Consider the following 24,090-nt stretch of genomic DNA (forward strand, 5'->3'; position numbering starts at 1 on the left):
CATTTTAAATAGAAACTAAGAATAAAAAAAGAAGAGCTGTAACTCCTCGATAAACGGGTTTGTCAAGAAAAGTGTGTAAGTAATTTAAACATTACTAAAAAATAGGTTATTCAAGTTTGTGATTATTTCTTGTAGTGTCACTAAAAGAACTTGTATTTAATAAGCAGCAGTGTTAAAACTTATCTTTAATACTGCTGCTTTTTGAGTATATAAAAGGTTATGCAATATATGAACAATTGCATCCTTCTTGGTTAAGATTGGCTACTTAAATATTGATTGATTCTAGTTGTAAAATGATCATCTATCATCAATTGATTTAATACCATTGACCAATTCCTAATATGACCATTTTCCCATTTGTTTTCTAATTCTTTGATTCTTAGATATAAAAGTTTAAACAATGCATTCTCATTAGGAAATGTTCCTTTTTTAGTGACTTTTCTAAAACTAGAATTAACTGATTCAATCGCGTTAGTCGTATACATGATTTTTCTAACATCACTTCCATAGTTAAAAAGCTGTTCTACATGTATGAAATTTCGTTTCCAAACATCTATGGCACCTGGGTATTGAGCCCATTCTTTTTGAAATGTTTCAAAAGCCGTTTTTGCAGTTTTTATATTAGTAGCACCATAGACTCTTTTTAAAGATTGTGTGAATTTCTTATAGTCTTTACTTGGTACATATTTAATAGAGTTTCTTATTAAGTGTACAATACATCTTTGAACAACGACTTTAGGAAAGATAGCTTTTGCACCTTCCTCTAAACCCGATACACCATCCATAGAAATAAAGAACACATCTTCTAATCCTCTAGCTTTTAATTCATCAAAAATCTGCATCCATTGATTCTTGCTTTCGGTTGGTGATAACCATAATCCTAAGATTTCTTTATGACCTCTTAGATCATACCCCAAAATTACATATACAGCAGTTTGATTTACTTCATAATCATGTCTTAATGACACATACATACAATCTACAAATAAGAATGGATAGCATTTTTTAAGCGGTCTATTACGCCATTCTTCTAATTCAGGCAATATTGCATCAGTAATGTCAGATATCATTTCATGTGATACAGAAAAACCATAAATGTCTTCAACAGTTTTAGAAATATCTCTTTGCGACATTCCTCTGGCATACATTGTGAGCACCTTTTCTTCAATTGCAGAAACATCTTTTTTACGTTTAGGTACCAGTACTGGTTCAAACGATCCATCACGATCTCTAGGTGATTCAATCTCCACTTCACCATGTGATGTCTTAAGTGTTTTCTTTGTGTAACCATTTCTTCTGTTTTCTGTTTGTTTGATACCTTTATCATTGGATTCATAGCCAAGATGATTATTCATTTCACCTTGAAGCATTGATTCAAATAAAGGCCCAAATAGATCTTTGAGAGCATCGTTCATATCTTCAACAGAGTTTGGATTATAGGCATCAATGATTGCCTGCGCGAGTGCAACTTTTTTAGGGTCACGTTTATTTCTAGTCATGTTCATATCCTCATTTCCTCCTAATTATAACATAGACAAAATAAAAACTGTGTTCATCAGGTCGCGCGCCCCTGACTTACACAGTTTATTTTACACTCTCCGATAAACAGTAAAAACTATTTATTCGTTACAGCTCCTTTTTGTATATTCTTTTAAGATATCAATATAAAGTTGTCCAAAACGGCTTAATATAGCTTTATTATGCGTAATATAGCCTATTTCCATATAATCATCTACTTCTAAAGGAACCGCAATAATATCTTTTCCATTAAGTTGTTCATTAATGACTCCACTACAAATTGTATAACCATTAAGACCTATTAATAAATTAAAGAGTGTTGCTCGATCACATACTTTAATTTCTTTTTGACTTTCTAAAGTACTCAATATTTCTTCAGAAAAGTAAAAAGAATTATGTTCTCCTTGTTCATAAGATAAGCGTGGGTATTCTTTTAAATCCTCTAAAGATACTTTAGTTTTGTTTGCAAGAGGATTGTCTTTTCCAATAAAAACATGAGGCTTTGCAATAAATAAACGATGAAATGTTAAATCATTTTCTTTCAACGTTTTCTTTAAAACAACTTCATTAAACGAATTAAGATAAAGAACCCCTATTTCACTTTTAAGTTTGGCTACATCTTCAATAATTTCATAAGTTTGGATTTCTCTAATTCTAAAGTCATATTCTTTTCCACCATATTCTTTAATCAATGAAACAAAAGCTTCTACCGCAAAAGAATAATGTTGCGTAGAAATACAAAATTCATGTTTAACATTATGATCTTGTAAGTATTTTTCTTCAATCAAATTTGTTTGTTCAATCACTTGTCTGGCATAACCTAAAAACTCTTCTCCTTGCCTTGATAAAATAACTCCTTTATTGGTACGAATAAAAATCGTAATACCTAATTCCTTTTCTAACTCTTTAATGGCATTTGTTAAACTAGGTTGTGAAATATATAAACGCTTAGCAGCTTCTGAAAGTGTTCCTACTTGTGAAACTGTAATGACGTATCTTAACTGTGCTAATGTCATACTTTTCTCCTTTTCCATTGTCATTATATCATAGCTTAATAAAAATAAAATTGTTGACATTTTATAAATCGACATTCTTTTTAAAGAAAGATTGTTAAAATGAAATCAATGAGGGAGTAGTCTCACAAGCTGTGTGATGATATCAACATACGCGAATAGTTTTTCTATTCTGGTACATCTTAAAGACAAGACTCGTTAAGGATTAATGATCTTTAACGAGTTTTGTCTTTTTTATTAAAAGGAGGAACTGTAATGTTTTATCAAAAAAGTATTCAAGATATTTTAAAAGAATCTGATAGTTCTTTAGAAGGTTTAAATGAAATACAAGTAAAAAAACATATTGAAAAATATGGTAAAAATGAACTTATTGAAAAAAAGAAAGATTCCCCTCTTGTGATCTTTTTAAAACAATTTCAAGATTTACTCGTTATTATTTTAATCTTTGCCGCTATTATTTCTGGATTAAGTCATCAAATTGAAAGTACTTTTGTTATTATTGCTGTTATTGTTTTAAATGCCCTTTTAGGGACAATCCAAACTCTCAAATCAGAAAAATCCTTAGAAAGTTTAAAAAAATTATCTCTTCCTCATGTTAAAGTTATTCGTCAAAATCAATTACAAGAAATAAACGCAAACGAATTAACCGTTGGCGATCTTGTCTGTATTGAAGCCGGTGATATTATTAGTGGCGATGGTCGTCTTCTTGAAGCTAATCATCTTCAAGTCAATGAAAGTCAATTAACAGGCGAAGTAGAAAGTATTAATAAATCTGTAGATATAATAAATGAAAAGGCCATTCTTGCTAAACAAAAAAATATGGTCTTTTCTGGTAGTCTTGTAAATCATGGAACCGGAAAATATATTGTTTGTGCAATTGGTATGCAAACTGAAATTGGCAAAATCGCCTCTTTATTAGATAATACAAAAAATCGTAAAACACCTTTACAAAAGAATTTGGATTATTTGAATAAACAATTATCCATTCTTATTTTAATAATTAGTTTCATTGTTTTAATACTTCAATTATTTATTGTTAGAGAAAATGTTTTAGATGCCCTTATGATGTCTGTTGCTTTGGCCGTGGCTGCTATTCCTGAAGCCTTAGGATCTATTGTAACAATCATTCTTTCCCTTTCTACACAAAAAATGGTCAAAGAACACGCCATTATTAAAAATATTCATTCTATAGAAAGTTTAGGCTGTATTTCTGTCATTTGTAGTGATAAGACTGGTACACTAACCCAAAATAAAATGACTGTTCAAAATGTCTATGTCAACTTACAATTTATTGATCATTTTAATTTACAAAATCATGACCATCGTATTTTATTAAAGACCTGTTATTTATGTAACAATGCCCAAATAAACAAAGAACAACGTATTGGTGATCCTACAGAACTTGCTCTCCTTGATTTAATTCATCAAAGTATTCCAATAAAAACCATTGAATCTTTAAAAACAGGCGAACTACCTTTTAATTCAAATAGAAAAATGATGTCTGTTTCTACAAAACATCATCTTTATAGTAAAGGTGCTCCAGATATTCTTTTAAAAAAATGTGATACACTTTTAATCAATGGTGAAAAAATAACATTATCTCCTTTTCAAAAAGAACATATTTTAAAACAAAATCAAGAGTTCGCCAAAGAAGGTCTACGAGTTCTTGCCTTTGGTTATAAAAAATTGAACCATGAAAAGCTTACCTTGGAAGATGAAAATCATCTTACTTTTATTGGGCTTATTTCCTTAATGGATCCACCTAGAGTTGAAAGTCAAGAAGCTGTGCTTCAATGTAAAAAAGCTGGTATTAAGCCTATTATGATTACTGGAGATCATATTATTACTGCTAAAAGTATTGCTAGAAAAATTGGTATTTTTGAAGAAAATGATTTATGTCTAGAAGGTCAAAAATTGGATTTACTAAATAATTCTGAACTTGATGAAATTCTGCCTCGTATTTCTGTTTATGCGCGAGTAGCTCCTGAACATAAAATTCGTATTGTAGAAGCTTGGCAAAGAAAAGGAAAAGTTGTTGCCATGACAGGTGATGGTGTCAACGATGCCCCTGCTCTTAAACAAAGCGATATTGGGGTAGCTATGGGTATTACAGGCAGTGAAGTCGCAAAAGATGCTGCCAATATGATTTTAACAGATGATAATTTTTCAACCATTGTTCATGCCATTATTATTGGTCGAAATGTCTATGAACATCTTAAAAATTCTATTTATTATTTATTGTCAGGAAATTTTGCTGGAATTCTCTGTGTGTTATTTACTTCTATATTTATTTTACCAACACCGTTTTATCCTGCCCATCTTTTATTCATGAATTTAATTACCGATTCTTTACCTGCAATTGCAATTGGGATGGAAAAAAATGATCAGGATGTTTTAAAATATCCACCAAGGAAAAAGGAAGAAGCCCTTTTAAATAAATGCGCACTTTTTAGGATCTCTTTTGAAGGCATTATTATTGGTTTATGTACGATGGCTAGTTATTACTGTGGCTTAAAAATAAATGATCGAGCTGCTTCCACTTTTGCCTTTGTGACAATTTGTTTATCACGTTTACTTCATGGTTTAAGTAGTCGAAATGAAAAACCAATTTATCAAATTGGATTATTTTCAAATAAACAGAGTATTCTTGCTTTTTTAACTGGTACTCTTTTATTACATTTAGTTTTATGTATTCCTCTTTTGCAAAAAGTCTTTTTAATTGAAAAAATGTTCATTTTTCAAATGACCCCCATTTATATTTTTTCACTTCTTTCCTTTTGTCTTATACAAGTAAAAAAAATGATTTCTAACAAATAGAAAATATCTTTTTTCATAATTTAAAAATTTTCCTTGCTATTTCTATGTTATAATAAAGAAACAGGATTTTAGGGAGGGATTAGATGGAAAAAGATTTAACACATGGAAATACATTAAAACTGATTATTTCATTTTGTATTCCTTTAATTGGGGGAGCTATTTTTCAACAACTTTATAATGTTGTAGATACAATGATTGTTGGACGATTTGTTGGGGTAGATGCTCTTGCTGCTGTTGGTTCAACTGGTTCATTAAACTTTTTAATTATTGGATTTGTTTTAGGACTTGCTGCTGGTTTTGGGATTCCTATTGCCCAAGCTTTTGGTGCTAAAGAAGAAAAAAGAATGCTTCAAACAATTATGAATGCATTTTACTTATGTATCTTCTTTTCAATTGTACTTACTGTCTTAACACACTTTACAACAGAAACATTACTTCAATGGATGCAAACACCAGCAAATATTTTTAAACAATCTTATGATTATATTTCAATTATTTTTTATGGTTTAACATGTACTATTGCTTATAATTTTTTAGCGAGTGTTTCACGTGCTTTAGGTGATAGTAAAACACCACTTATTTTCTTAATTGTTTCATCAGTACTTAATGTTGTCTTAGATTTATCAATGATTATTAATTTTCATATGGGGGTTCAAGGAGCCGCCCTTGCAACAGTCATTGCTCAAGGTGTTTCAGCAGTTTTATGTTTTATTTATATGGCTAAAAAATATCCAAATTTAAGATTTGATCATCATGCAAGATCTGTCAGTTTTCCAATTATTAAAAAACTTATTAATATTGCCGTCCCAATGGCATTGCAATATTCAATTACAGCTGTTGGTGCTGTTATCTTACAAAGTGCCGTTAATACTTTAGGTTCAGCAAAAGTGGCTGCTATTGCCGCTGCCCAAAAACTATCAATGTTCTTTACGCAACCAATGGATATGATGGGATCAACAATGGCAACTTTCTCTGGACAAAACTTAGGTGCTAAAAAAGTAGATCGTATCTTTAAAGGAATTAAAGAATCGATGTTACTTGTCATTGGTTATGGTATTGTAGCCTGTATCTTTATGATTTTCTTTGGAAAATATCTTACTTTATTATTCGTTGCCGGCAATGAAACAGGAGTTATTAATGATGCTCAACAATTCTTGATTTGTAATAGTATTTTCTATTTTGTTTTAGGTATTTTGTTTGTTTCAAGAAACACCATTCAAGGTTTAGGAAAATCAGCACTTACAATGCTTGCAGGTGGTGCTGAATTAGTGGCAAGAGCTTTTGTTGCTTTTGCTCTTGTTGGTAAATTTGGTTATAATGCCATTTGTTTTGCCAACCCTATCGCTTGGTTTGCTGCCATCATTATTTTAATTCCAACACTAATTATTTTAATGAATAAATTGAAAAAAGTGCATAATTAAAAGATATCGCAACTGCGATATCTTTTTTTAAATATCTTTTGAATTTAATCGATTATGAATATTTTGCATTTTTAAATCAAGTCCAGCAATTGTTTTTGCACATTCTTGCAATTCTTCTTTAATATCTTCAGGAACATTATTATCTGTTTTATATTTAAGTTTATGTTCCAATGAAGCCCAAAAATCCATTGCAATTGTACGTAGTTGCACTTCAACATGAATTGGTTTAGGTCCTTCTGATAAAAAGATAGGTACTTCTAAAACAAGATGTAAAGACATATATCCACTTTCTTTAGGATTAGCAATATAATCTTTTACTTCAACTAAACGAATATCATCTTGGTCTGTAAGTAATTGTGCTACTTTATAAACATCATCGACATAATTACAAATAACACGAATCCCTGCAATATCATGAATATTTTCTTCTAAAGAACGTTCTGTTACAGGAATGTCTTTATTGATTGCCTTTTTTAAAATACTTTCTGGTGATTTTAAACGTGATTCAATATGATGAATTGGATTATGATCATGTTTCACTTTAAATTCAGCATCTAATATTTCTAATTTTGTACGAATTTCTTTGATTCCTGCTTCATAGATTTGTTGCATTCTCATTAATTCAGATACATTTTCATATAAAGTTGTTTTCGCTATTTGATTTACAACATTTTGTTTAATTTTTTGACTTGGTCTCATTTTACTCTAACACCTCATCTTTATTAAAACCTAAAAAAATGAACTTGTCATTAACAAAAGAAAAAATCTTTAAAGATTTTTTCTTTAAAGATTTAATCACTAAGGTCTTCACCATTTGAAGCAATGACTTTTTTATACCAATAGAATGAATCTTTTCTATAACGATCTAATGTTTTTAAATCAAATTCATCTCTATCAACATAAATAAATCCATAACGTTTAACCATACCTTCATGAGTAGAAATCAAATCAATTGCTGACCATGGACAATATCCCATCATTTGAGCTCCATCAGTAATTGCTAATTGGATTTGTTCAATATGTTTTCTTAAGTATTCTATACGATATTGATCGTGAACTTTACCATCTTCTGTTAACTTATCATAAGCACCTAGTCCATTTTCAGTAACAATCATAGGTAAACGATATCTTGAATACATTTCACGAATTGTTGCTCTAAAACCAAATGGATCGATTTCCCAACCAAAATCAGTATGAGGTAGATTTGGATTGGCAGCACCTAAATAAACGCCTTCTTCCATACGTGTTTTTTGTTGATCATGTCCAAATGTTTCTTCTTGATTTTCATCACACCAAGCAACAGTTGCTGTTGAATAATAATTGAAACCAATGAAATCAGGATGCCCATTTTTTAGAATTTCCATATCTCCTTCTTCAATATGAGGAGTTGCATTTCTTTTTTCCATGAAAGCCCATGCTAAATGATTGTATTCTCCATAAACAGCCATATCTAAATATAGCCAGTTACGAATTGCATTTAAATTTTGTGCAGCTAATTGATCTTCAGGTTTGCAACTTGCTGGATAAGCAAGAGAAATATTTGGTGCAGGTCCAATTTTACCACCTTCAACCATTTCATGGCATAAAGCCATTGCTTTAGCTTGAGCAACTAACATATGATGATTTTGTTGGTAAAGAGATTTATATTTTTCTGGTCCTGTAAGGGTTGTTGTTCCAATGATATCTCCTGATAAAATTAAAACATTTTGTTCGTTGATTGTAAGCCAATATTTAACACGATCTCCAAAGTTTTCAAACATCACTTTGGCGAAATTAACAAACCAATCAATAGATTCGCGTTTTTCCCATCCACCTCTTTCTTCTAAAGCTTGTGGCATATCAAAATGGAACATTGTCACTAATGGAATAATATTGTATTTAAGACATTCATTGATGACATTATTATAAAAATCAATTCCTTCTTGATTTACTTCACCTGTTCCTTGAGGTAAAATTCTTGACCAAGAAATAGAAAAACGATAAACTTTAAAGCCCATTTCAGCCATTAAAGCAATATCTTCTTTATAACGATGATAAAAATCTGCACATACAGTTAAATCAGATGTTCCTTCTGGAACCTTTTTTACATCTTGTACTGAAGGCCCTTTCCCATGTGATAAGTTAGCTCCTTCTACTTGATAAGCTGATGTACTTGCTCCCCAAAGAAAGTCTTTAGGAAATGGTTTTAATTTTTTGTGTAACATTCTTTCTTCCTCCTAACATTATATTTATTATACTATCAAAATAAAAAAACATCCACATGGATGTTTAATCGAAAAACTCATCTGCTTTATAATCTCTAAATTTATGATAAACAGGTCCTGCATAATCAACCATTAATTCATCATAAACTTTACTTGATAATTTTTCTCCAACATAAAGCATTTCATATTTAACATCTTTTTCTACATATTTAAAGCCCATTTCTTGTAGACCGTTTCTTAAATAGAAATTTTTACGGTGGATACGTTGATTATAATTATCATACTTTTCATCAACTTCTTCAATACATAACATAATGGTATGAGGATATCTTTTTTTCAACATTTGTAAGACACTACTTCCATAACCATGTCCTCTTTGCATATCATCAATAGCAAGATACAAAACATAAGATAAGTTTTGATAACTAATTACATAAGTTAATCCAACCCACTTATTTTGATCATAGATTGATAAAAATTCCCCTTTACCTTCATTGTGTTTTTCTATTAATGCTTTCCAAGGAGCTCTTTCATCTGCTGGAAAAGCACTATAATAAAGTTTATTTACTTGTTCTATATCATTTTCACTTATTTTCTTTAATTCTAATTCCATAATATCTCCTATTTATAATATTTATCAAAATATGCTTTTAATGATTTCTTTATTGAAATATGGTCCAATTTCATAGAAAAAATAAAACGTTCTTTTTCTTTAAGTTCATTTCTTAATTCATCAACATGTTTTCTAAATGATTCATATTGGACAATAATATCGTTTTCTTTCGCAAATTTTTGAATATTGTTTAAAATATTTAAAGAATATCCCACATCAATTAAAAAGACTCCATAAAATAAACCTACAAAAAATGAAAACCATAAATTACCAGCAAGCCATTCAATTGAATGAATAATATTAGGATGAATTAAAAAATAATACATTGCACTTAATAAATACCAAAAGAAAGTAAACTTAGGACAAATAATCCCTTGGATATTAAACTTTTCATCACTATAATCCCAAAGTTTTACATGCATTCCTTTGATAAAAATAAGTCCCGCAAAATATTCAATTAAAGTAACTGATAAAGCCATTAATAAAAATAAAACCGTCTTTCTTAAATACACTTCATGAATAAATGAAACATCAATATGTGCTAATAAATAAACCACACATAAACTAAAACCATAAAGCGGTAAATAAGGTCCTACTAAAAAACCGGGATTGATCCATTTTCTTGATGGATTAGCTTTTGAAAAAAAGCGACGAAAAATAAGTTCTAAAAGCCATCCAGCTAAACTCCCAATAAAAAATATAAACGCTAAAATCAACCATTCTTTCATAACATCACCTATTTCATTTTATAAAATAATATATTATTTAGAATACTTGAAACAACCTAAAAAATCAAGTTAAAAAAATAAGGCTTACGCCTTATTATAATGTACAAATCATCACTGTCATTGTTCCATCAAAATGAACTTCTTTTTGATCAGAACATACAACAAAGTGATCTCCTTTTTTGACTTCTTTTCCTTCTACTGTACCTTGTCCTTCAATAATTGATACAAGTTGGAATGGTTTATCATTGATGACTTTATTATATCCTGTCATATCATATTTATTTAATGTTAAATAATTTGATGAAACGAGTTCTTTTCTTGTTCCATTTTCGATTGTTTCTTCTACTTGTTTAGCTAGATCATATGGTTTATATGGCACTGTTGTTACATCGATGGATTGTTTTACATGTAGTTGTCTTTCATTTCCATCTTTATCTTTTCGATGATAATCATATACTCGATATGTGATATCTGATGATTGTTGTGCTTCATAGATCAATGATCCTTTACAGATGGCATGAATTGTTCCACTTGGAATATAGAAGAAATCTCCCTTTTTGATATCAAATTTATTTAATAAATGATCATAATCATCATTTTCAATAGCACTTACAAGTTCTTCTTTTGTTTGAGCATGATGTCCCATCACCATCTTTGTATCTTCTTTACAATCTAAAACATACCAGCATTCTGTTTTTCCTAATGAGTTTTCATGAAGTGCTGCATATTCATCATCTGGATGGACTTGTACTGATAAATCATTACAAGCATCGATGATTTTTACAAGTAATGGAAATTGTTTGTCTTTGATATTTCCAAAAAGTTCACGATGTTCTGCAAAGACTTTTGATAAAGTTTGTCCTTTGAATTCACCTTCTTTGATTGTATTATCACCATTAGGATGTGCTGAAGGTGCCCAACATTCTCCTGTTTGATTACTTGGAATATCATAACCATACTTTTCTTTAAGTTGATTCCCTCCCCAAATCATTTCTTTAAATACTGGTTCTACCCATAAAATATGTCCCATTTCTATTCTCCTTTCCCTTTTTCATGTGTCGATTCATTTCTTCGTAAATCCCATTGATTCCCATTGAAACTTTATCAATTATTAAATCCTGATAATGTTTTTGAAATATCATAGAATAAATTAAATCAATAATATAATCACTACTAATTTTAGAAGAATAAACACCTATTTTATTAATAATATTTTCTTTTGAACACATTGTTAAACAAATATTTGCATTTTTTCTTAAATAACTATTATTCAAAGAAGTAATCGCAATGATTACACCACCATTTTTTTTAATACGATCAACAATAGGTTTTATTTCATTTGTTTCACCTGAATATGAAATGACAATTGCGACAGTATCTTTATTTGTATAGAGTGCTTGTTGGTTTTGTTCTGTTGGAATATGTTTTAAATTAACGATTTTATTTACATATGTCATTTTATGTTCAAACATCTGTGCTGTTAAAAATGAATCCCCAAATCCAAAAATATCAATGATTTGTGTTTTTTCAATATAATCTACTGCTTTTTTTAATTCATTCATATCTAAAACTTGATTTGTACCATCTATTGTTTGTTTATAAATATCACTGATATTATTTTGAATTATTTCATATGAACTATCTGGTAAAAAAGGTCTATTAAAATTAACAGTTGCAAACGATTGATATTGTGTCACTTCAGCAAAATGTACACGAAAATCATTAAAGTTCTTTTCTCCTACTTTTTTACAAAAACGACTAATTGTTGCTGTGGAAGTATAAGTTGCCTCAGCTAATTCTTTAAGATTCATATGAATTACATCTTCTTTATGTTCAATTAAATAATTTGCTATTTTCTTTTCCAAATCACTAAATCCACTTTGATATTCTAACGTTGATAATAAACTCATATTCTCACCTCTAAATTCATTGTACCTTTATATACAATGAAAGACAAGGATACAACGTATCCTTGTCAATTTCATTATTAAGCTTCTGCAGCTTGTTTGTTTTGGTATTTTTCGTAAGCAATTAAGAATGGTGTGTAGATGACTGTTGATACAACAATTAAAATTGCTTGAGTTACTGCACCCATTGGGCTTGCACCTGTTGCTAAGAAACCAAATACAAGTGGTGGAGTTGTCCAAGGTACTGTTAAACAAGCAACTGGACAGAATCCGATAACTGTTAATACATAACCAATTAAGATAGTTACTAAACATGCAAATACAAATGGAATACCTAAGATTGGGTTTAATACCATTGGAATACCGAATGTAACTGTTTCATTGATATTGAATAAACCTGGAACTAATGATAATGAGGCGATTGCTTTGTTATCTTCACGTTTACCAAAAATCATGATGGCAATTACTAAACCGATAGTTACACCTGAACCACCAAATTCACCACACATTTGTAAGAAATACATATTGATGATGTTTGTTGGTTTTTCACCTTTGTTGAATTTTTCAACGTTTTCAAGTGCTAATGGTGTAAATAATGCTTCTTTTACTGCAGATAACATGTTGTTACCATGAATACCTACTAACCAGAATAACATAATTACTAAATAGATAATCATAACACCTGGAATTGTTGCCCCTACAGCACCTAGTGGACCTTGGATACTGTTTTTGATGACATCATTTAAATATAACCCAGTTAAGTTATAACAAGCTGATCCAATACAAGCAGTTACGATTAAAGTTAAAGTAGCTGGTACTAAAACTTCGAATGCACGCGCAACTCCTGGTGGAACTTGATCTGGCATTTTAATTTTCAATGCATCTTGTTTTTCAAAGAAACAGAATAATTCAACAGCTAATACACCAATGATCATACCAGTGAATAAACCTGTTGCTCCAAGTTCATTACCAGCAACACCAGTAAAAGGATCTTTAGCTCCTTCAATAACATGTGAAGTGTTTGTAACTGATAACCAAGCAGCTAATCCAACTAAACCTGGGATATAACCAGCTTTTTCAGCTCCCATATTCCAAACACCGATTTCTTGAGCAATCCCAAGAGTAATTCCAACTGTGATACAACTGATTGTACAGAAGTTAACAGCTTGGAATGCTGGGTTTAAGAAATCTAAAGCCATAATTGGTTTAAAGAAAATTCCTAACCCTGTTTGATCATTAACTAATACGTTACACCATAAAACCCCAATTGCTCCTGCAATAGTTAAAGGCATGAAGTTTTGGAACGCATTCTTGATCGCAGATAAATATTTGTTTTGACCGCACCATGCACCAGCACGACCTAAGACATCTGCCATTTTGTCCATAATTTTTTTCCTCCCCTTAATTAATTTTGACACGATTATCATAACGTGACTTTTTTTGTTGTTAAAGGCTTACATTGGTTTTTGTTTTTTATTTACAACATTCTTTTCTCTTAAAAAAAACAATGTAATTTTTTTACATGACCAAAAAGAAAAAAATCATTTGTTGAGACAAATGATTTTCGTGTCATTTCCGCAAGTAGTCAAAAAATACGGAAGGTATTTAAGTAAATGACAACCTTTATTTTATATATAGAATAAAAATTGTATATCTTTTTATAATATTTAGAGAGTTATTTTCATAAATTCCTTTTAGTCCAACAAAGCATGTAATTTATTTACAAAAAAAGGTGACTTTGCATCACCTTTCTTATCTATATTATTAAAAGATAATATTTCATTATATGATTTAGTCTAAAATTGGGAAGTTACGATTTAATCGTTAAAGGGATATAATAACATTATCTTTTAATATCAAAATTATTTATCTAATTGATAGAATGAATCTACTCCACCATATAAGCTTTGTTTTCCTAATTCATCTTCAATTCTTAATAATTGATTGTATTTAGCAATACGATCTGTTCTTGATGCAGAACCAGTTTTAATTTGTCCAGCATTTGTAGCAACAGCGATATCAGCAATTGTTGTATCTTCTGTTTCACCAGATCTATGAGAAACAACAGCAGTATAGTTTGCTTTTTGAGCCATTTGAATAGCTTCTAATGTTTCAGTTAAAGTACCAATTTGATTTACTTTAATTAAGATAGAGTTAGCAGTTTTTTTAGCAATACCTTCTTGTAAACGTTTTGTATTTGTTACAAAGAAGTCATCCCCTACTAATTGTACTTTCTTACCTAATTTTTCAGTTAAATATTTCCATCCATCCCAGTCATCTTGATCAAGACCATCTTCGATAGAAATAATTGGATATTTTTCAACTAATTCAGCATAGAAATCAACTAATTCTTTTGAAGTAAATGTTCTATTTCCTTCACCTGGTAAAATATATTTACCATCTTTATAGAATTCTGAACTAGCAACGTCCATTGCAAGTTTAACATCTACACCTGGTTTATAACCTGCTTTTTCAATTGCTTCAATAACTGTTTGAATAGCTTCTTCATTTGATTTTAAGTTAGGTGCAAATCCACCTTCATCACCTACAGCAGTATTTAATCCTTTATCATGTAATACAGCTTTTAAATTATGGAATACTTCAGCACCCATACGAATTGCTTCTTTAAATGTAGGAGCTGAAACTGGCATAATCATAAATTCTTGGAAATCAATGTTGTTATCAGCATGTGCCCCACCATTAATGATGTTCATCATTGGTGTAGGAATAACATGAGCGTTTGCTCCACCAATATAACGATATAATGGCATACCTAAAGAATCAGCTGCACATTTAGCAACAGCAAGAGAAACACCTAAGATAGCGTTTGCTCCAAGTTTACCTTTATTATCTGTACCATCTAAATCAATCATTGCTTGATCAATTTCTCTTTGAGCAAAAACATCATATCCTAATAATTCAGGAGCAATTACTTCATTTACATTTTTTACGGCTTGTAAAACACCTTTACCTAAATAACGTGATTTGTCTCCATCTCTTAATTCTACTGCTTCATAAATTCCTGTAGAAGCTCCACTTGGTACGATTGCTCTACCAAAAGCTCCACATTCACTTCTTACTTCAACTTCAACAGTTGGATTCCCACGAGAGTCTAATACTTCGCGTGCTTTAATACTTTGAATTAAATCCATTTTAATACTTCCTTCTTTCGTTTTGTTTTGTTTGTGTTTGTTTGTGATCTTTGTTTGTGATTTGGTATCAATAAAAAATGATTTATTAACACGAAGTTAGCTGTAACTAACTGTCTATAAGTTAGCATACACTAACTGTATATGTCAACCCTTTTTGAGTACTTTTTTCCTACTCTAAACACTATTTTGTCTCTTTTTTTATAAAATATTCTTTGATAGATACAAAAAAATTTCTTTTTTCATTTATTTATCTTTCTTGTTTCATTGACTTTCTTTAATCGACACCTTATAATTTGTTCAGGTGAATTCCTTCACCTGAAGGAAGAAATTTATGTAGTTTTACGTTATTTCTTTTTTAATGTTTGTGATCATTAATGTGATGAAAGGAGAAAATAAAAAATGATTTATTCACATGAAGTTGAAGAAATGTGCACTGTAAATCGTGGTGCATCACACGGATGTGCTCCTATTCCTGAAGAAGGAAAATGGGTATATTCAAGAGAAATCAAAGATATTTCTGGTTTAACACATGGTATTGGTTGGTGTGCTCCACAACAAGGTGCATGTAAACTTACTTTAAATGTTAAAGAAGGTATCATTGAAGAAGCATTAATCGAAACTGTTGGATGCTCAGGTATGACTCACTCTGCTGCTATGGCTAGTGAAGCATTAGTTGGTAAAACTTTATTAGAAGGTTTAAATACTGACTTAGTTTGTGACGCTATTAACACAGCTATGAGAGAATTATTCTTACAAATCGTTTATGGACGTACTCAATCAGCATTCTCTGAAGGTGGATTACCTGTAGGTGCTGGTCTTGAAGACTTAGGTAAAGGTTTAAGATCAATGGTAGGTACATCATACTCTACTAAATTAAAAGGACCTCGTTACTTAGAATTAACTGAAGGTTACATTACTCGTATCGCTTTAGATACAAATGATGAAATTATCGGTTACGAATTCGTTAACTTAGGTAGAATGATGGAAATGATTAAAGATGGAAAAGATGCTAATGAAGCTTTAGAAGCTGCTAAAGGTAACTACGGTAGATTCAACGATGCTGCTAAATACATCGATCCAAGAAAAGAATAATAGGAGGATACGAAAAAATGGCATTATTTGAAAGTTATGAAAGAAGAATTGATCAAATTAACGCTGCATTAGCTAAATATGATATCAAATCAATCGAAGAAGCAAAAGCTATTTGTGATGAAAAAGGTATCAACGTTTATGATATCGTAAAATCTACACAACCAATTTGTTTCGAAAACGCTTGTTGGGCATATACAGTTGGTGCTGCTATGGCAATTAAAAATGGTGATACTAAAGCAGAAGATGCTGCTAAAACAATCGGTGTTGGATTACAATCATTCTGTATTCCAGGATCTGTTGCTGATGATCGTAAAGTAGGTTTAGGTCATGGTAACTTAGGAGCAATGTTATTAAACGAAAATACTCAATGTTTCGCTTTCTTAGCTGGACATGAATCTTTCGCTGCTGCTGAAGGTGCAATCAAAATTGCTGAAAAAGCTAACAAAGTTAGAAAAAATCCATTAAGAGTTATCTTAAATGGTTTAGGAAAAGATGCTGCTAAAATCATCTCAAGAATCAATGGTTTCACTTATGTAGAAACTCAATTCGATTATTTCACTGGAGAAGTTAAAGAAGTATCTAGAACTGCTTATAGTGATGGTCCACGTGCTAAAGTTAACTGCTATGGTGCAGATGACGTACGTGAAGGTGTTGCTATCATGCATAAAGAAGGTGTAGATGTATCAATTACTGGTAACTCTACTAACCCTACTCGTTTCCAACATCCAGTTGCTGGAACATATAAAAAAGAATGTATTGAACAAGGTAAAAAATACTTCTCAGTTGCATCTGGTGGTGGAACTGGACGTACTTTACATCCTGATAACATGGCTGCTGGTCCTGCTTCTTATGGTATGACTGATACTATGGGACGTATGCACAGTGATGCTCAATTCGCTGGTTCTTCATCAGTTCCTGCTCACGTAGAAATGATGGGATTAATCGGTATGGGTAACAACCCAATGGTTGGAGCTACTGTTGCAGTTGCTGTTGCTATCGAAGAAGCTTGTAAATAATTAATATTTACTTAAATATATCTAAAAAAGTCTCGATTATATCGAGGCTTTTTATTTACACTTTTTATTTAAACATATCCAGCTTTGAGATATTTTTTGTGGTATAAAATTTATAATTAAAAATTATATTCTAACTGCTAAGTCATTTGCTTGCCAAATAGCATGTTTTAAATTTGCTACTTTATCAGCATCACCTATGATATGTACATTATTCTTTTTCTCAAATGATTTTTCATTAACATATCCTATCGATGTTACAATCGTATCACAATTCAATTGTTTTTTGTGTCCGTTGTTATTTTCTATAAAAACAGCATCCGGTAAAATAGCAATAGTTTTAGCTAATGTATAAATTGGTACATTATAAAATTTAAATGCATCTCTTAAAAAACTTGTATTAGCCATACATGAACCAGGTACTTTTAAAATATCATCTGCCATTTCTATAATAAATGGATGTTTCCCTTGTAATGCAAGTTCATAAGCAATTTCACAACCAGTAAGTCCACCACCTATGATAGCAACTTGATTATTACATGGCATGTTGTTCGCTAAGAAATCAACAGCATTTATCGCATATTCATTACCTGGAACATTAAGTTTCCTTGTACTACTAGCCCCTGTAGCTATAACATATCCATCATAATTTAATTCTTTTAATTCTTTGATTTCAGTATCATAATGCACTTCAATATTATTTTTTTCAATCATTTCTATATAAAATTGAAGTAAATCTCGATCTTTTTCTTTAAAAGAAAAACTTGCTGCTTCATTAAAGACACCACCTAGACGATTTGTTTTTTCATAAATACAAATTGTATGTCCTCTTTTTTTAGCTTGTAAAGCAAATTCCATACCGGCAATTCCACCACCAATAACAGCAATTCTTTTTGGATTATTTGTCACCTTTACAGCATATTTCTTTTCATTTCTTGTATATGGATTAAGCGCACAAACCCCTGTTGGCTGTTTTAAATCAGCTACAGTACCAGAATCTTTCCACATACCAATAGGCATACAACCCACATGACAAGAAATACATGGTCTAATCTCAGAATATCTTTCTTCTTTGATCTTTGTCAAATAGAGTTCATCTGCTAAAAATTGTCTTGCAAGTCCAATACCGTCAATTTTATTTTCATTAATTGCTTTTGATGCTTCATCAATTTGCATACGTCCAGCACAAATAACAGGTTTTGTTGTATATTTTTTTATTTCTATGCTATCTTCTAAGTTACAATTTAATGGCATATAAACTGGTGGATGTGCCCAATACCAAGAATCATAAGTTCCATTATCAACATCAAAGCCATCATACCCTGCTTCTTCTAATAACCTAATTGCCTGTTTAGATTCTTCCATCGATCTTCCTATCTCTTTAGAAATATGATCTTGAGGAATAATTCCTTCATTAAAATTTTTCACTTTTGATGTCACAGAATATCTTAAAATAACTGGATAGTCCCATCCACATTTAGCTTTGATTGCACGTACGATTTCACATGCAAATCGGTATCTATTTGTCAAAGAACCACCGTATTTATCCATTCTATGATTTGTATAAGGCATTGTAAATTGATCTAATAAATAACCCTCGTGGACCGCATGAATTTCTATACCATCTACACCATTTTGTTTACATAAATAAGCTGTTTCTGCCATTCCTTGAATGCATTCATTAATTTCCTTTTCACTCATTTGTTTAGTTTTCCATTCAGGTTTCCAAACGTTTGGTAACCCTGCATCCGCACTGACATTGGATTTTCCTAATTTCATAAATAAATTAGCAAACTTATACTTTTTCCATAATTCATTAGGCATTAATGAATTTCTTCCTAACCCAACTGATAATTGAAAAAAAACTTTTGAACCATATCCATGAATTTCTTCCATGACCTCTTTTACACCTTTAAAAGCTTCAGGGTGTTTCCAAATAGGTTTATGCCCCATCATTGAATAAAGAGGAACAGCCCCTGGAATAATCAAACCAACTCCATCTTTTGCCCTTTCAATCAATAAATCGTGTGTTTCTTCTTCATAGCCTTTATTTGTGAGCCATCCAATCATTGTTGTACCTTCCATTGGACACATAATAAAACGATTTTTAATTTCACATGTTCCAATTTTCATTGGTGAAAACAACTTTTCATATTCTTTCTTCATCCTCTTCCTCCTATTTAACCAACATGTGTTTGTTTTCTTTCAAGTTTATTATATAATTTGTTTATAAATAGACACAAACATCAAATAAACTAAGAACTGTAGGATATCCAACAGTTTACAACCTATTTGTTGGAAAGGACATTTTATGAAAGATAAACGTATCGAAAAAACTTTAAAAAATATTGAAAATTCTTTTTTAGATTTATTAGAAACTAAAAAATTCCAAAATATTACGGTTACTGATATTTGTAAAAAAGCAAACATTAATCGTTGTACATTTTATGCTCATTATGATAATACTTTTGTCTTATTAGAAACACTTCAAAAAAAATTAGTAAATGAATTTTTAGAATCTTTTAATGAATATAATTTTGATACTGATTCAAAAAAGATGATCGATTTATTATTCAAAGAAATAAAAGAAAATAAAAAACTATTTAGTTTACTTTTTTCTTTTGAAAATCAAGAAAACATTGCAAAAATTATCGAAGAAAATATGAAACAAAAAACAATAAATCATTGGTTAAAAGAAAGTAACATTTCTATTGAAGAAGCTGATTTATTATTTAGTTATATTATTTGCGGAGGGAATGCTATATTAAAAAAATGGTATGATTCAAACTTTTCAATTGATGAAGATAAAGTAAAAAAATTATTTGATGAAGTTATTAAATATGGATTATATGATTTTATATATACAAAATAAATGGACCTATGAAATATTCATAAGTCCATTTTATTAATATTCTATATTTTTAACCAAGAATTGTTGTCCAGATATGATTGTTTTTTGTCGACTACCACATTTAGGACAAACTCCCTTACATTTCATAACATTATAAAATGCATCACATTCATTGCATGTGGCTTGTCCTTTAACAACAATACATTTTAAAGTACTTTCTTTTAAAATAGGATAGTCTTCAATGACAACTGGATAGTATTTTTCAAAGAAAACAGGTAAATATCCAGTAAGTTCTCCTACTTCTAAAGTTATAGTTTTAATAGAATCTATTTTATTATCTACGGCAATTTGATTACATAAATCAACTGCCTTTTTTAATGCGCCTATTTCATGCATGATTAATCCTTCTTAAATTTAGAAATAATAGATTTTCCTGTTTTTTTACCAACTTCTTTTAAAACTGCTGGAACAAGTTTTTCATAGGTTACACCAAAAGCATCATGATCTCTACTTAAATGAATAGCATCAAATTTGCATCTTGTTGTACATAATCCACAACCAATACAAATATTTGGATCTACATGTGCTGCCCCACAACCAAGACATCTAGAGGTTTCAATTTTAATTTGTTCTTCTGATAAAACACCTCTTTCATCTTGATCCGTTTTATATTTTGTTTGATCAATTTTAACACGTTGTCTTGGGTTATGATCATAATCTCCAAATTCAATATTATTTTTATCTAAATATTTGAAATTATCTCTTCTTACTCGACCTAAAGTTAAAGAATGTCCTTTATTTACAAAACGATGTAAACTTTCAGCACCTTCTTTACCAGCGGCAATTGCATCAATAGCAAAACGTGGTCCTGTATAAGTATCTCCACCAACAAAAATATCTTCTTGTTTTGTTTGATAAGTCCAATTATCTGCTTTTGCTGTTCCATTAGGAAGAACTTCTACATTTGAACCTTTTAATAAATCATCCCAAACAATTGTTTGTCCAATAGCAGTAACAATCGTATCACATTCAAGAGTTAAAGTATCTTCTTCATCATAGATTGGATTGAATCTACCAACATTATTTTTTACTTGTGTGCATCTTTTTAAGACAATACCTGTTACTTTTCCATCACGAGTAAGAATTTCTTTTGGTCCCCAACCGCATTGTGTTGTTACACCATCATGTAATGCTTCTTCTACTTCTTCTTCACTTGCAGGAAGTTCATTTCTCTTTTCAAGAGAAACCATAACAGTGGACTCACCATTTCTAATAGCTACTCTTGCACAATCAACAGCAACGTTACCTCCTCCGATAACAACAACTCTTCCTAAGTTATTATCATGTTCTTTTAGAAAATCAACACCTGCATAAACTCCATTTGCATTTTCACCTTCAACATTAAGTTTACGAGAACCTTGAGCACCAATAGCCACGTAGAATCCTTTATATCCTTCTTCTCTTAAATCATCAAGCGTGATATCTTTACCTACATGAATACCACATTTAATTTCTACGCCCATTTGTTTTAAGACATCGACTTCTGCTTGAACAATATCCTTTTCTAGTCTAAATGAAGGAATTCCATATTGCATCATTCCTCCAGGTAACGGATTTTTATCAAAAACAGTGACTTGATGTCCATAAACTGCAAGATAATAAGCACAAGATAATCCAGCAGGACCTGCCCCAATAATGCCAATCTTTTCACCACTACCTTTTTCATAATAGAAATCAGGTAAATATCTATTTTCTTTCTTTAATTCTCTTTCGGCAATAAAACGTTTGACTTCATCAATAGCTACTGGTGAATCAATATCCCCTCTTGTACATACTTGTTCACAATATCTTGAACACACACGTCCACAAATTGCTGGAAAAGGATTTTCTTTTTTTATGATAGCAAGTGCTTCATCATATTTTCCTTGAGCTGCTTTTTTCAAATAACCTTGAACACTAATGTGAGCCGGACAATTTGTCTTACATGGTGCTGTTCCTGTTTCAGGAACAACATGATCCCTATTAGTAAGAAAATCAGGTTGCCAATGTTTAGCTCCAAAGACTAAATGATTATTAGGAATTTCTTTATTATGTATTTTTGTTGGTAATTTTTCACAAAGTTTTTGTCCAAGCTTGACTGCATTTTGTGGACACACTTCTACACATCCTCCACAAGCCACACATTTTTCTTTATCAACATGAGCGACATAGTTTGAAGATGAAAGATTTGGCGATTGTGTATACCAAGATGTTTTTAAAGCCATACATATATCCCAACGGCAGTTACAAATAAATAATGAAAAATCTTTACCATCAATATTTGAAAGTTGATGCACCGCTCCACGTTTTTCAGAAACTTTAATGATTTCTTCTGCTTCTTGACGCGTAATACGTCTTGCTTTTCCCATTCGAATACAACTTTCTGCATAATGCCCTAAGTTAATACAGTAATCTCCTTCAAGATCTCCTGTTCCTTCATCAACCATAACTCTTAATTTTCGACATTCACAAGGAGCCACCGCAATACTATCCCCTGCTTTATCAAGCCAATAAGAGATTTCTTCGTATTTAACTTTTCTTGTTTCATGTTCAATTGCTTCTTCTACGGGAATAGCACGCATCAAAGCATTTCCCATTGGTACAAAACTTGAAATCTTCTTTTGTAAATCTAAAACATAATTTAAAAAAGCTGGTGCCATTTCTGGAAAGGCATCGGATCTTTCTTTTGTCATAACTGTTGTTTCCATTGCTCCAGGAGCAAATACTGGAAGTTGAACCATATCTTCCCCATCAGGAGCACTACAATATTCTAAAATACCTACCTGACAAATATCATCAACAAATTTTGCTGTTTCTACTAAATCCTTACCTGTTAATTTTGTAAGATCTTTAACATAATAAGGCGTTCTTAGTTTCATTTTAAGTAAGAAATCTACTTGTTCATCATTTAATTGACGATCAAAGAAGATGTATTCCCATGATTTTTCATTAGCCACAGGATTTAACATATTCATATGTTTTACAAGTTTAATCAAATTTTTTCTAGGTTTTGGATTTTCTTGTTTATAAGCATTATAAGCTTCTAAACATCGTTTTTCTCCTTCAGTTAATTTTTTAGCCATATTCACATTCCTCCATTTATTATTTTATCACTTGTATAAAAAAATAAGTGGGACAATATTGCAAATGTATCCCATAATAAATAAAATAAAAGTGGTGATAAATATGAAAACTTATAATAAAATATTTAATACTTTTAATAAACTTATTCAAACAAAATCATTTGATGATATTACAGTTTTAGAAATATGTCAAAAAGCCCATGTTTCAACATCCTCTTTTTATCGTCATTATAAAGATAAATATGATGTCATGAATGATAATTATAAAAGAATCTTGGATCAATATATGCATAGTAGTCAAAATCATAACTTCGAAGATATTTTTATTAATTTATTTAAAATGAGCAAAGAGCTTCATTATTTAAAAAATGCTTTTGATTATACCGGTATCAATTCTTTAGGAGATTTTATCTATCAATATTCCTATAATACAGTGATCGATATGTGTAAAATAAAAAACATCCAATTTGAAGATAAAGATCTTCTTTTACTAGATGTTTTTTGTGGTGGTGCTTCTATCATGTATCAACACTATATTCTTGGTAAATATGACTTATCCCCTCAACGAGCAGGTAGAATATTATATCAAATGTTTCCCGAGGTTTTTAAAGTCACTTGGTAAAACTGCATTGTTCAACC

19 protein-coding genes are annotated in these 24,090 nt (G+C 30.6%); 6 read left to right on the forward strand and 13 right to left on the reverse strand.

Annotated elements, in window-relative coordinates; all coding sequences use genetic code 11:
* Positions 1-251: 251 nt before the first annotated feature.
* Together ACLVEP_RS08640 and ACLVEP_RS08645 are read right to left on the reverse strand one after the other, a co-directional pair.
* Positions 252-1,505, reverse strand: a complete 1,254-nt coding sequence (locus ACLVEP_RS08640) for an IS256 family transposase (RefSeq protein WP_412584232.1) — start codon at positions 1,503-1,505, stop codon at positions 252-254.
* 114 nt (positions 1,506-1,619) lie between these two features.
* The gene (locus tag ACLVEP_RS08645; protein WP_412584234.1) at positions 1,620-2,534 is read right to left on the reverse strand and encodes a LysR family transcriptional regulator; all 915 of its coding nucleotides are present in this window, start codon (positions 2,532-2,534) and stop codon (positions 1,620-1,622) included.
* A gap of 252 nt (positions 2,535-2,786) precedes the next feature.
* Here ACLVEP_RS08645 and ACLVEP_RS08650 point away from each other — a divergent pair, with 252 nt between their 5' ends.
* Both ACLVEP_RS08650 and ACLVEP_RS08655 read left to right on the forward strand, forming a co-directional pair.
* Entirely contained in the window at positions 2,787-5,348 is a 2,562-nt protein-coding gene (locus ACLVEP_RS08650) for a cation-translocating P-type ATPase (RefSeq protein WP_412584236.1), read from the forward strand.
* Positions 5,349-5,431: 83 nt separating this feature from the next.
* On the forward strand, positions 5,432-6,769 hold the full coding sequence (locus ACLVEP_RS08655) for an MATE family efflux transporter (protein ID WP_412584238.1): 1,338 nt from the start codon (positions 5,432-5,434) through the stop codon (positions 6,767-6,769).
* A 27-nt stretch (positions 6,770-6,796) separates the two neighbouring features.
* Here the strand turns inward: ACLVEP_RS08655 and ACLVEP_RS08660 are convergent, their stop codons facing one another.
* The 8 genes from ACLVEP_RS08660 to eno form a co-directional block, all read right to left on the reverse strand.
* Positions 6,797-7,468, reverse strand: coding sequence for a GTP pyrophosphokinase family protein (locus ACLVEP_RS08660; RefSeq protein ID WP_412584241.1), 672 nt, complete (start codon positions 7,466-7,468; stop codon positions 6,797-6,799).
* Between the two features lie 92 nt (positions 7,469-7,560).
* Complete coding sequence (locus ACLVEP_RS08665; protein ID WP_412584242.1) at positions 7,561-8,973, reverse strand: glycoside hydrolase family 1 protein; 1,413 nt, start codon at positions 8,971-8,973, stop codon at positions 7,561-7,563.
* A gap of 64 nt (positions 8,974-9,037) precedes the next feature.
* Positions 9,038-9,586 (reverse strand): GNAT family N-acetyltransferase, encoded by a 549-nt coding sequence (locus tag ACLVEP_RS08670; RefSeq protein WP_412584243.1) that lies wholly within the window; start codon positions 9,584-9,586, stop codon positions 9,038-9,040.
* Between the two features lie 8 nt (positions 9,587-9,594).
* The gene (locus ACLVEP_RS08675; RefSeq protein WP_412584244.1) at positions 9,595-10,314 is read right to left on the reverse strand and encodes a putative ABC transporter permease; all 720 of its coding nucleotides are present in this window, start codon (positions 10,312-10,314) and stop codon (positions 9,595-9,597) included.
* 94 nt (positions 10,315-10,408) lie between these two features.
* Complete coding sequence (manA, locus tag ACLVEP_RS08680; protein ID WP_412584246.1) at positions 10,409-11,344, reverse strand: mannose-6-phosphate isomerase, class I; 936 nt, start codon at positions 11,342-11,344, stop codon at positions 10,409-10,411.
* Complete coding sequence (locus ACLVEP_RS08685; RefSeq protein ID WP_412584247.1) at positions 11,310-12,224, reverse strand: MurR/RpiR family transcriptional regulator; 915 nt, start codon at positions 12,222-12,224, stop codon at positions 11,310-11,312. Before ACLVEP_RS08685 ends, manA begins: the two co-directional genes overlap by 35 nt.
* A 77-nt stretch (positions 12,225-12,301) precedes the next feature.
* Entirely contained in the window at positions 12,302-13,606 is a 1,305-nt protein-coding gene (locus tag ACLVEP_RS08690) for a PTS sugar transporter subunit IIC (protein WP_412583089.1), read from the reverse strand.
* A gap of 477 nt (positions 13,607-14,083) precedes the next feature.
* The gene (gene eno / locus ACLVEP_RS08695; protein ID WP_412584249.1) at positions 14,084-15,373 is read right to left on the reverse strand and encodes a phosphopyruvate hydratase; all 1,290 of its coding nucleotides are present in this window, start codon (positions 15,371-15,373) and stop codon (positions 14,084-14,086) included.
* 399 nt (positions 15,374-15,772) lie between these two features.
* Here eno and ACLVEP_RS08700 point away from each other — a divergent pair, with 399 nt between their 5' ends.
* Both ACLVEP_RS08700 and ACLVEP_RS08705 read left to right on the forward strand, forming a co-directional pair.
* Positions 15,773-16,465, forward strand: a complete 693-nt coding sequence (locus ACLVEP_RS08700; RefSeq protein WP_022001699.1) for an iron-sulfur cluster assembly scaffold protein — start codon at positions 15,773-15,775, stop codon at positions 16,463-16,465.
* A gap of 17 nt (positions 16,466-16,482) precedes the next feature.
* Complete coding sequence (locus ACLVEP_RS08705; protein WP_022001700.1) at positions 16,483-17,481, forward strand: GGGtGRT protein; 999 nt, start codon at positions 16,483-16,485, stop codon at positions 17,479-17,481.
* A 123-nt stretch (positions 17,482-17,604) separates the two neighbouring features.
* Here ACLVEP_RS08705 and ACLVEP_RS08710 read toward each other — a convergent pair whose 3' ends face one another.
* The gene (locus tag ACLVEP_RS08710) at positions 17,605-19,644 is read right to left on the reverse strand and encodes an FAD-dependent oxidoreductase (protein WP_412584251.1); all 2,040 of its coding nucleotides are present in this window, start codon (positions 19,642-19,644) and stop codon (positions 17,605-17,607) included.
* Between the two features lie 145 nt (positions 19,645-19,789).
* Here ACLVEP_RS08710 and ACLVEP_RS08715 point away from each other — a divergent pair, with 145 nt between their 5' ends.
* Entirely contained in the window at positions 19,790-20,350 is a 561-nt protein-coding gene (locus tag ACLVEP_RS08715; protein WP_412584254.1) for a TetR/AcrR family transcriptional regulator, read from the forward strand.
* A gap of 33 nt (positions 20,351-20,383) precedes the next feature.
* On the opposite strand, the gene ACLVEP_RS08720 is transcribed toward ACLVEP_RS08715, so the two are convergent.
* Positions 20,384-20,725 carry a hydrogenase maturation nickel metallochaperone HypA gene (locus tag ACLVEP_RS08720; RefSeq protein ID WP_412584255.1) on the reverse strand — a complete coding sequence of 114 codons (342 nt, stop codon included), beginning with the start codon at positions 20,723-20,725 and terminating at the stop codon, positions 20,384-20,386.
* A gap of 2 nt (positions 20,726-20,727) precedes the next feature.
* Positions 20,728-23,451, reverse strand: a complete 2,724-nt coding sequence (locus ACLVEP_RS08725) for an FAD-dependent oxidoreductase (RefSeq protein ID WP_412584257.1) — start codon at positions 23,449-23,451, stop codon at positions 20,728-20,730.
* A 103-nt stretch (positions 23,452-23,554) separates the two neighbouring features.
* Here ACLVEP_RS08725 and ACLVEP_RS08730 point away from each other — a divergent pair, with 103 nt between their 5' ends.
* Positions 23,555-24,073 carry a TetR/AcrR family transcriptional regulator gene (locus ACLVEP_RS08730; RefSeq protein WP_412584260.1) on the forward strand — a complete coding sequence of 173 codons (519 nt, stop codon included), beginning with the start codon at positions 23,555-23,557 and terminating at the stop codon, positions 24,071-24,073.
* Positions 24,074-24,090 lie beyond the last annotated feature (17 nt).

The sequence above is a fragment of the Faecalibacillus sp. genome, from assembly GCF_047023275.1.
Classification (GTDB): domain Bacteria; phylum Bacillota_I; class Bacilli_A; order Erysipelotrichales; family Coprobacillaceae; genus Faecalibacillus.